The organism is Bacillus sp. SIMBA_031, from assembly GCF_046535225.1.
In the GTDB taxonomy this organism is placed as follows: domain Bacteria; phylum Bacillota; class Bacilli; order Bacillales; family Bacillaceae; genus Bacillus; species Bacillus velezensis.
On the sequence record NZ_JAWRXC010000194.1, the window covers coordinates 1 to 275 of the forward strand.

Genomic DNA, 275 nt, shown 5'->3' on the forward strand with positions numbered 1-275 from the left:
CTGTTGCTTCTCTTGGTTCCAGGTAAAGATTTAACATGGCTTATACTGCGCCATGTTATAGAGAAAATCCTAACTTTACCTGCAAAAGAAAACACATGCATACCATAATTATACAAGAAACAGATCCTGGTGTTCTGGATGTGCTGACAGAGGCTTTAACAATAGAAGGATTCGATGTTTTGCCTATCCTAAATGTGGAAGAAGATTTTCTTCAGTTAATAGATCTCCATCGCCCTCATGTAGTAGTGTTGGATTACAGGCTTGATGGCAGTATG

General features: G+C 38.9%; 1 protein-coding gene. It reads left to right on the forward strand.

Going from position 1 to position 275, the window contains the following annotated elements; all coding sequences use genetic code 11:
- Positions 1–35 precede the first annotated feature (35 nt).
- On the forward strand, positions 36–275 hold a 240-nt coding region (locus tag SB724_RS20015), incomplete at its 3' end, for a hypothetical protein (protein ID WP_410572572.1).